Here is a 9,809-nt window from a genome sequence, read left to right as displayed (position 1 = left end):
CGGCGTAGGGGGGTCTTTGTCAGGGAGCGAAGCGACCGCAGGGGGGAGTACGGCGAAGCGGGGAGAGCGGCCACCTCCCCCAGGACCCCTTCCGGCCCTGGGGCGGCCTCCAGGGAGAGAAAACCGTCGGCCTGGTGGCCTCCAGGGCACAGAATGGCGCACCACTATGATGACCGGGCGCCGACCGGAAGGACACAGGGAGGGATGCCGCTTCTGAACGTACGATGGCGGCGCGACGAGTCGTGGAGCCGGCGCCGGCGGTGGCGGCGAGAGCGCCAGATCGTCGGTGCTCTGGTACGCCACGGTCTCGGCTTGACGCTCGTGCGGACCGGGATGGGATCGTTGCTGCCGTTCCAGTGGGGGCTGTTGAGCCACCCGCGTCGTGCCGAGCCCTATTCGGGTCCTGAGCATCTCCGCATGGCGTTCGAGGACCTTGGTCCGACCTTCATCAAGCTCGCGCAGATCCTCAGCACGCGAGGCGATCTGATCGGGCCGGAGTACGCCTCGGAGCTCGCCCGACTCCGCAGCGCCGTACCGCCGATTGCGTTCTCCGAGATGGTCGAGGTTCTCGACGCCGAGCTCCCGATGCCCTACGGCGACGTGTTCGCAACGTTCGACACCGAGCCCATCGGATCCGCCTCGATCGCGCAGGTCTACCGGGCAACACTGCACAGCGGCGAAGCCGTCGTCGTCAAGATCCAAAAGCCGGGGGTGCGCACAACGATCGAGATGGACCTCGCCATCCTGCGAAGCTGGATCCGTCGCCGCACCTCCCGGGACTCTCCGGCGACGTTCTATGACATTGCGGGCCTCTTCGAGGAGTTCGCCTTCACACTGCGAAACGAACTCGACTACACCAACGAGGGCTACAACGCAGACCGTATCAAGAGCATCCATCGGGACGACCCCGACGTGTTCATCCCGACGATCTATTGGGACTACTCGACACCGCGAGTACTCGTCATGGACGAGATCCGAGGCACCGACTTCGCCGACGCCGCCCTCGACACCCGCCTGACACCCGATGATCGTCATCGCCTCGCGAGCGTGGCGCTGCACATCGCCTTCACCCAGATCTTCCGAGAGGGCTTCTTCCATGCGGATCCGCATCCCGGCAACTTCATCGTCGTGGAGGACCGCAGGATCGGGCTCCTCGACTTCGGCATGGTCGGCACGCTCACCGAACGCCAGCGCGAGCACTTCCTCGACCTCGCCTATGCGATGAGCTCGAGAGACACCGAGGGGATCCTCGACGCCCTCTGGGCCCTGGGCGCCACCGAACCCGAGGCCCAACGACAGAGCGTGGCTCAGGACTTCGACCACCTCTTCTATCGGCTCGGAGACAAGTCCGTCGACGACCTCGCCGCCGGCGACATGGTCGGTGAGCTGATGCGGATCGCCTATCGGCATCAGCTCCGATTCCCGCCCAACCTCGCTCTCTTGTTCAAAGTGGTCGCGATGCTCGAAAGCGCCGCCGTGCTCGTCGACCCCGAGTTCCTGTTCTTTCAAGCCCTCGAGCCCGAAGTGGCGGCACTCCTCAAAGAGCGGGTCCTGCCGACGAACGTGGGGCGGCGCGTCGGGCGGGAGGCGCTCGACACGGTCAGGCTCCTCGAGGGTCTCCCCCACCGAGTGAACAGGCTCGTCCAGCGGCTCGAAACCGGCGACCTCGAATTCGCGACTCGCAACCTCCGCCTGGAGATGGAGACGAAGAGGCTCCACCGTTCCGTCGACCGGTTGACGCTGGGAGTCGCCGTCACCGTGTTTCTCGTCGCCGTCGGTGTCTACGTGCTCGCCGCCGAGGTGGCCCAGACGGGATCGAGCCGGCTCGTATTCCTGCGGGTCCTCCTCACCGCCGGCGGAGTCTTTCTCGCCGGGCTCGGCGCTCGCATGTGGTGGACACGCAACCGCTGAGCACCTGCCGGCGCCGCACGTCCGCCGCCTGGGATGCAGCCCACACCCGCCGGCAACCGCCGTATGGTCCTCATCGGACCAAGAGCGGGTGGGATCGGTGGCCCATGACCGTTCCGCTGGCGCTCAGCCACCAGGGGGAACGCCGGCGCCGCCCGCCTCGACCTGCTCACCAGACTCCTGACCGAGCAGCAGCAGCACGGCAGCGGCGACGACGAACACATCTGCCAGGTTGAACGTCATCCCACCGAACGACAACCAGTCCACGACCGCATGCGGCGGAAACGCCGTCCGGTGGAGGTACCGATCGAGCAGGTTCCCCATCGCCCCGCCGCTCAGCAGGGCATACACCATCGACTGGTAGATGCCTCCGCGCCAGACGGCTCGCAGCGCCGCGGCGACGACCGTCAACACAACCAGCGTGAGCAGCCAGATCGGTAGCACGATCAGTCCCAGGAGGATCCCCCGATTCGCGACCAGACGAAGGTGAAGGATCCCCACGTGGACGGGTCCCGATGCCAGGGCCACCTCTGCGACGGCCTTGGTCGCCTGGTCGATCGCCAACGCGCCCGCAGCGACCGCCAAGGCCGCGAGCCCGGCGCGCCACCTGTCCCCCGAGCGTGGCTTGGCGCCACGGTCGGGAACCGCGCGGCCAGGCGCTTCGGTGGACATCAGCGTCTCTCCGCGCCGTGGAAGCCGGGCCGATCCGGCATCGGTGTGCGCCGCGACGCCGCCAAGGGTGACCGGCACGTCACGAATACGGCCACCGGATGATCCGCCATCGTCGACGGGTCCCTGTGATGGAACCTTCGGCGGTGGCACTCACGAACGTGTCTGCATCGCCGCGCCGCTCGGGCGTTCCGCCGAGGAACGGTGAGTCCTCCGGAGGGCACCAGGCGCAGGCCATCTCCCACCCGGACGTGGAGCGTGGATTCGATTCCGTGGCTCTCATGTTGCGATGACCTTTCCCCGCAGCATGCCCATCTGGCAGGCGAAGTCGTATTCACCGGGTTCGGCGGGCGTGAACTCGACCGGCACCTCGGTGCCCGTCGGCAGGTCGGCGGACAGGCCGAACGCGTCGAAGACGACACGCTCCGAGCAAGGGTCGGCCTCGCGACGGTCGAAGACGAGCCTGACCGGGCGGCCGGCCCGAACCCGGATCGTGTCGGGCGAGTAGCCGCCCTTGACGACCACTCTGGTCTCCTGCACGCCACCGGTCGTCACCGCGGCGGCCGTGCCCGAGCTGGACGAGAGCCAGAAGTACCAGACGATCAGTCCGATGAGGCCGAGTCCGGCCAGGTCGACGATGACGATATCCATCACACTGTCTCCTTTGCGAGAGAGGGCCGCCAGCGGCGCAGCCGGTTGGCGTTGGAGACCACCGTCACCGACGAGAACGCCATGGCGGCCCCGGCGAGCAGCGGGCTCAGCAGCAGCCCGAAGAAGGGAAAGAACACTCCGGCGGCGATCGGTATCCCAAGCGAGTTGTACGCGAACGCTCCGACCAGGTTCTGGTGGATGTTGCGCATCGTCGCCTGCGACAGCTCGATGGCGGTCACCACCCCGGTCAGGCTTCCCTTCACGAGGGTGATATCGCCGGACTCCATGGCGACGTCGGTGCCGGTCCCCATCGCCAGGCCCACATCCGCCTGGGCGAGCGCGGGTGCGTCGTTGATCCCGTCGCCGACCATCGCGACGACCTTGCCTTCGGCCTGCAACTTGGCGACCTCGTGGGCCTTGTCCTCCGGGAGGACCTCGGCAAGGATCCGATCGATCCCCACCACGGCGCCGATGGCCTTGGCCGTGCGCACGTTGTCGCCGGTCAACATCACCACCTCGAGGCCAAGCCGGTGCATCCGGCGGATCGCGGCGACCGAGTCGTCCTTGATGGTGTCGGCCACCGCGACGATCCCGGCGAGCTCACCGTCGACACCGACCACCATGGCGGTCTTGCCTTCGTCGGCGAGACGTTCCAGGACGGCCTCGGCGGCTCCGGCTCCCACGCCCTGATCGGCCATGAACTTGAGGTTGCCGAGGATGACACGGCGCCCGTCGACGGTCGCGGCGATGCCGTGACCGGGTGTCGCCAGGAACGTGTCGGGGTCGTCGAGGGCGAGTTGCCGGCTCCGGGCGCCGGCGACGATCGCCTCACCGAGAGGATGCTCCGACGCTCGTTCCGCCGAAGCGGCCAGCGCCAGCAGGGTGTCCTCGTCGACCGATCCGAGGATGATCACATCGGTGAGCGACGGCTCGCCGCGCGTCACGGTCCCGGTCTTGTCGAGCACCACGGTCGTGATCCGGTGTGCGGTTTCCAACGCGTCGCCGGACTTGATCAGGATGCCGTTCTCGGCGCCCTTGCCGATCCCGACCATCAACGACGTCGGGGTCGCCAGGCCCAAGGCGCAGGGGCACGCGATGACCAGCACGGTCACGGTGGTGATCACGGCGTACAGCAGCGCCGGAGACGGACCGAACGTGTACCAGACCATGAAGGTCAGCACGGCGACGATCATCACAGCGGGAACGAAGTAGCTCGCCACCTTGTCCACGGTGCGCTGGATCGGCGCCTTCGAACCCTGGGCGTCGCGGACCATCTGGATGATCTGGGACAGCATCGTGTCCTTGCCCACGCGGGTGGCCTCGAACCGGAAGCTGCCGGTCTTGTTGATGGTGGCCCCGATCACCGGGTCACCTCGTGTCTTCTCGACCGGGATCGGTTCGCCGGTGACCATCGACTCGTCGACGACGGATGCGCCGCCGAGTACCTGGCCGTCGACGGGGATCTTCTCCCCGGGCCGAACCACGATCGTGTCGCCGACAACGACATCCTCGATCGGGATATCGATCTCTTCGCCCCCACGGAGTACCCGGGCGGTCTTCGCCTGCATGCCGATCAGTTTCTTCAGCGCCTCCGACGTCTTGGCGCGAGCCCGAATCTCGAGTGCCATCCCCAAGACCACCAGGGCGGTGACCACGGCGGTGACGTCGAAGAACACGTCACGAAGCCGCTCCTCGGGGAAGAGCCCCGGAAAGAGCAGCGCCGCCGTCGAATAGAGCCATGCGGCAGAGATGCCGGTGGCGATGAGCGTGTACATGTTCGCCGAGCGGTGCTTGAGGGCCGCCCACGCCCCGGTGAAGAACTGCGAGCCGGCCCACAGCAGCACCGGTATCGTCACGAGTGCCATCGCACCCCAGATGACGTTCAGCGCCGCCGAGCCTTTCGCCGGGATACCTGGGAACAGCTCCGGATACGAGAAGTACATGACCGGCAGGGCGACGATCGCCGCGAACCAGAACTTCCGGAGCAGAGATCGATACAGGCGCTCTCTCGCCTCGGTTTCCGCGTCCGGGTCGTCATCGTCTGTGACGGGCCTCGCCGAGTAGCCGGCGTCGGCCACCACGGCGGTGAGCACGCCGACCGGGACCGCCTCCACGTCGACGGTCGCCTCCTCGGTGGCGAAGTTCACCCGGGCATCGATGACACCCGGCGTCGAACTCAGGGCCTGCTCGATCGTCGCGACGCATGACGCACACGTCATCCCGCCGATCGCCAAGTGGACCGTTTCTCGAGCGGCAGACTCGTGCCCGCCGGGCTCGTGCCCATGGCCGGCGGGCTCGTGCCCATGGCCGGCGGGCTCGTCTTCCTCCTCGTCGTCATCCTCGCCGTTGCCGACCCCGACGTAGCGCTCAGGATCGGCAGCGAACGCGCTCCGGCAATGCTCGGAGCAGAACGCGACATCCGCATGGCCGTCCACGGTGAGCGAACCTGCGCTCACGTGCATCCCACATACCGGATCTCTCATCATCATGTCCTTTCTCGTCGGACGGGCCCCGCTCGCCTCACGGTCGGACGGTTCCGTCTCGTTCTCGACGAGTCGACGGTACACCTTCCAGTCGGCTGGAAAGTCAAGCGGCTCTTTGCGGTCGTGTCTTCTTTCCCCTCCAGGACTCCGGCCCAGCCGGCTCGAGAACACCCCCATCTCTTCCTTCCCCTAGCAGGGGAAGTACCCGAGCGAAGGGATGGGGTAGAGCCGCTTGCACCGCCGCCACGCGGGGACACCCCCATCGACCTCGGCTCGTCCCTCGCCGAGCCCACTTCCCCCTGAGGCCGCGGGAACACCCCCATCGCCTCGAAGACTCGGCACTTCCCCCTGAGGGGGAAGGAAAGAGAGGTGGCCGTGGCTACTTCTCGGCGGGGAGCAGCGCTCCTTCGGTGTGCCGGGAGCCGGCGTTCCACAGCATCCATCCGAGGCCGTAGCCCTCCACCGCATCGATTTCTGCCCGGACGCTCTTGGCTCCATAGTTGAAATCGGCGATCCATGGACGCATGATCGTGGTCGGTCCGATACGCGGAGTCCCGTCGGCCAGCGCCTTGTCGACCACCTCGAACGGATGATCCGCGGGCTTGTCGTAGCCGATCCATCCGTCGCTGTAGTGATCCGGGTAGATCATCGGCGAGAGAGCGTCCACCTCCGCCCCGATCTCCTCGGGACGCTGACCGATCCCCTGATCGTTCTGTGTCGACAGCACGATGGCGAAGACATCGGCAGACACGGCACAGCCGAGCGGGTGAAGAGCCTCCCTGGCTTCGGCAAGGAAACCGCCGATCGCTGCGAGACGCGCCGCTTGCCCTTTCGATCCGACGTACACACCATCCCCGTCGAGTGACATCTTGGCCGTCATCCCTGTCGGGAATCGCACATAGTCGAACTGAATCTCGTCGATACCCGCCTTGCAGGCCTCGACCGCGATGTCGATGTTGTAGCGGCGGGCTTCGGGATCGGTCGGATCGAGGAACGCCTGGCCGCCCTGCCGGTACGGCTTCGATCCCCGCCGGATCGCGAGGTCGGTGCGCTCTTTCGCAACGATCGGATCCTCGAAGGAGACGACCCTGCCGATCGCGTACAGGCCCCGTTCGTGGATGGCGCCGACGGCGTCATCCAACGCGTACGAGCCGATCACCGCACCGACGTCGAGGGCGAGGGGAACCTCGGATCGATGGGCGATCGACCCCGACTCATCCTTGATATCGAGGACCACCGCGTTGATCTCGGTCCGGCTCGCAAGGTCGAGGAACGGTTCCCACAGGTCCCGTCCTGGCAGCCACATGACCGCGTGGGTGGCACGCACGACCCGAGGCTCGAGGGTGATCTCGAGCGGTGCCTCCGTGCCATCCCACTCGACTTCGGCAGGCATCCACGCCGGCCGTTCGACCGTCACCGTCCCCGGTACGGCGGGCTGCAGCTCGAACGCACCGTCGGCCCCGGTCGTCACACCGAGATCGCCCAGGCGAACGGTGGCGTCCGAGAGCACATCGCCCGACTCCGTGGTGATGCGACCCTCGAGCACAACAGGTGCGAGCCGCACCTGAACGGGCGCTTCGGGAGGTTCCGGCACGCTCAGCGACGCCGGACGGTATCCCTCGGCCGAGACGGTGACCGCCACCGGGAAGTCGTTCGGGAGCACTCCGAACTCCTCACCGTTCACGACAGACTCCCCGGCGATGGTGATATCCGCCCGGAAGATCCTGCTCCCTGCGGTGTCGAGAACCAGAACGGAGACCGGTACCGGCTTTGGTTTGGAGAACACCTTCCTGCCGACCGTCACGACGGACGCGCACCCTGCCACAACGATGGCAAGAGCGAAGACAAGCACCCAGAAACGAGAAGATGAACCCGGCACGCAGGAAGGGTACACCGGTCTGAACTTCCAGCGGCAGTTCCAATTGAGCGTGTCGGCGCCTCGTGGTACCTTTGTCTTGTTCTGGAGACGTCAGGGGGACCAGAAGCTGTGGCGAAGACACGACGATTGTCTGTGCCGATCTACGACACGGTCGGGATGTATCTGGAAGAAGTCTCGTCTCACGATCTGCTCACTGCAGAAGACGAGGTGCGCCTCTCACGCACGATGGAAGCGGGCCGCAAGGCCCAGCATCGCCTCGACGACGACGAGCCGCTGACACCCGAGGAACGCGCCCACCTGTATCGCCTCGTCCACGAGGGCGCCGAAGCCAAGATGACGTTCATCCGCTGCAATCTCCGTCTGGTCATCTCCATCGCCAAACGGTACGCGGGAAGAGGACTGGATCTCCTCGACCTGATCCAGGAAGGGAATCTGGGCCTCATCAGGGCGGTCGAGAAGTTCGACTGGCGCAAGGGCTTCAAGTTCTCCACCTATGCCACGTGGTGGATCCGCCAGGCGATCACCCGGGGGCTCGGCAATCAGGCCCGAACGATCCGACTCCCCGTCCACATGGTCGACGTCGTGCGCACCGTCCAAGAAACCGAGCAGACCCTCACCGAGATCCTGCACCGGCACCCCACCCCCGACGAGATCGCGCAGGCGAGCGGCCTGGAACTGGACCGTGTCGCCGCCGCCGCAGCCGCCCCCGGCGACACCGTTTCCCTGGATCGGCCGGTCGGTGACGACGGTGACGCGGAACTGCGCGACTTTGTCGTGGACGGCACCGCCCCGGACCCGTTCGGCTACGCCGTGGGTGTCATGCGAAGACTTCACCTGCGTGACGCCCTGCGCATCCTCGACGAGCACGAACGCCAAGTGCTGATCCTGCGCTACGGACTCGACGACGGCATCCCCCGCACCTTGTCCGATGTCGGCAAGCTCTTGAACCTCACCCGGGAACGGATCCGCCAGATCGAGGCGAGAGCGCTGTCGAAGCTGCGCCACCCTTCCTGCGATCTCGACCTGGCGGCTCTGCTCTGATCCGGGGTGCCGCAGCGCGTGTTTTCGATACAATGCGCTCATGCTCGGCCTGATCTTCCCGTTCAACCTGCTCTGGGCACTCTTCATCGCATCGATCGCCGGTGCCTTCGGCGCACGACTGGCCGGCCGTCGCGGGATGGGATGCCTGACCTCGATCGTTCTCGGATTCATAGGGGCCCTGCTGGGTGGCTGGCTCGCCTCGAGACTGGGGCTGCCCCTCGGACCGACCGCAGGTGGCCTTCCGGTGATCTGGGCGGTCATCGGCGCCGCGCTCTTCGTCGCCATCCTCAACCTGCTGTCGGGAAAGAAGTGACGTGGGGTCGCTCGACAAGCTGAGCATCGCCAGGAGCTGGCTGCCGCGCTACACCGGGATGCCACTCGACGGATTCGGCGACTACGTCCTGCTGACGAACTTCCGCACCTACGTCGAGCGATTCGCCGATCGGTTCGGGTGCACCGTCAGGGGAACGGACCACGCGATGCAGGCCGCCACCAACCACGACGGCCTCACCATCGTCAACTTTGGCATCGGCACGGCGAACGCCGCCACGATCATGGATCTGCTCATCGCAGCCCATCCGAAAGGTGTTCTGTTCCTCGGCAAGTGTGGCGGCCTCAAACACTCGACCGAGATCGGACATTTCATCCTCCCGATCGCAGCGATCAGGGGCGAAGGCACGTCCAACGACTACTTCCCACCCGAGGTTCCGGCGCTCCCTTCGTTCAAGCTGCACAAGTTCGTCTCCGACAAGCTCGCCGAACACGGCTACGAGTACCGCACCGGCGTCGTGTACACGACCAACCGCCGGGTCTGGGAGCACGACGACAAGTTCCTGACCCGCCTCCACGAGTTGACGGCACTCGCCATCGACATGGAGACCGCGACCCTGTTCATCGTCGGCCACGCCAATCAGATCGCCCGTGGCGCCCTGCTGCTCGTATCCGATGTTCCGACCACCCCCGAGGGCGTCAAGACCGAAGAGAGCGACCAGGAAGTCACCCGCAACTGGACGGATACCCACCTGAGCCTGGGGATCGAAGCCATGACCGAGATCGCCGTGAAGGGCGAGCCGATCAAGCATTTCACCTTCTGATCTTCCTTCCCCGCCAGGGGAAGCAAGAGGTGGCGTCACTCTTTTCTTCCCCCTCAGGGGGAAGTGCCGAGTCTTCGAGGCGAT

Annotated in this window: 9 protein-coding genes; 4 read left to right on the top strand and 5 right to left on the bottom strand. The window is 66.2% G+C overall.

Features of this window, described 5'->3' with window-relative positions:
- The first annotated feature begins 204 nt into the window (after positions 1 to 204).
- Positions 205 to 1,911: an AarF/ABC1/UbiB kinase family protein gene (locus tag GXP34_09030; GenBank protein NOY56117.1), complete on the top strand. Its 1,707-nt coding sequence runs from the start codon at positions 205 to 207 to the stop codon at positions 1,909 to 1,911.
- Positions 1,912 to 2,034: 123 nt separating this feature from the next.
- On the opposite strand, the gene GXP34_09025 is transcribed toward GXP34_09030, so the two are convergent.
- From GXP34_09025 to GXP34_09005, 5 genes are all read right to left on the bottom strand, one after another.
- Positions 2,035 to 2,580 (bottom strand): signal peptidase II, encoded by a 546-nt coding sequence (locus tag GXP34_09025; protein NOY56116.1) that lies wholly within the window; start codon positions 2,578 to 2,580, stop codon positions 2,035 to 2,037.
- A gap of 79 nt (positions 2,581 to 2,659) precedes the next feature.
- A complete protein-coding gene (locus tag GXP34_09020; protein NOY56115.1) occupies positions 2,660 to 2,860 on the bottom strand; it encodes a hypothetical protein in 201 nt (66 codons plus the stop codon).
- Positions 2,857 to 3,228, bottom strand: a complete 372-nt coding sequence (locus GXP34_09015) for a cupredoxin domain-containing protein (GenBank protein ID NOY56114.1) — start codon at positions 3,226 to 3,228, stop codon at positions 2,857 to 2,859. Before GXP34_09015 ends, GXP34_09020 begins: the two co-directional genes overlap by 4 nt.
- Positions 3,228 to 5,714, bottom strand: coding sequence for a heavy metal translocating P-type ATPase (locus tag GXP34_09010; protein NOY56113.1), 2,487 nt, complete (start codon positions 5,712 to 5,714; stop codon positions 3,228 to 3,230). Before GXP34_09010 ends, GXP34_09015 begins: the two co-directional genes overlap by 1 nt.
- 376 nt (positions 5,715 to 6,090) lie before the next feature.
- The gene (locus GXP34_09005) at positions 6,091 to 7,590 is read right to left on the bottom strand and encodes a hypothetical protein (protein NOY56112.1); all 1,500 of its coding nucleotides are present in this window, start codon (positions 7,588 to 7,590) and stop codon (positions 6,091 to 6,093) included.
- Between the two features lie 156 nt (positions 7,591 to 7,746).
- Here GXP34_09005 and GXP34_09000 point away from each other — a divergent pair, with 156 nt between their 5' ends.
- From GXP34_09000 to GXP34_08990, 3 genes are read left to right on the top strand one after another with little or no spacing between them, the layout of a single operon-like run.
- The gene (locus tag GXP34_09000; GenBank protein ID NOY56111.1) at positions 7,747 to 8,631 is read left to right on the top strand and encodes a sigma-70 family RNA polymerase sigma factor; all 885 of its coding nucleotides are present in this window, start codon (positions 7,747 to 7,749) and stop codon (positions 8,629 to 8,631) included.
- Between the two features lie 40 nt (positions 8,632 to 8,671).
- Positions 8,672 to 8,944: a GlsB/YeaQ/YmgE family stress response membrane protein gene (locus tag GXP34_08995; protein NOY56110.1), complete on the top strand. Its 273-nt coding sequence runs from the start codon at positions 8,672 to 8,674 to the stop codon at positions 8,942 to 8,944.
- A gap of 58 nt (positions 8,945 to 9,002) precedes the next feature.
- Positions 9,003 to 9,725, top strand: coding sequence for an AMP nucleosidase (locus GXP34_08990; GenBank protein NOY56109.1), 723 nt, complete (start codon positions 9,003 to 9,005; stop codon positions 9,723 to 9,725).
- Positions 9,726 to 9,809: the final 84 nt, after the last annotated feature.

Source organism: Actinomycetota bacterium (assembly GCA_013152275.1).
GTDB lineage: Bacteria > Actinomycetota > Acidimicrobiia > Spongiisociales > UBA4744 > BMS3Bbin01.
The sequence above is the reverse complement of the archived record's forward strand: the minus strand, read 5'-3'. Positions and strand labels throughout refer to the sequence as shown.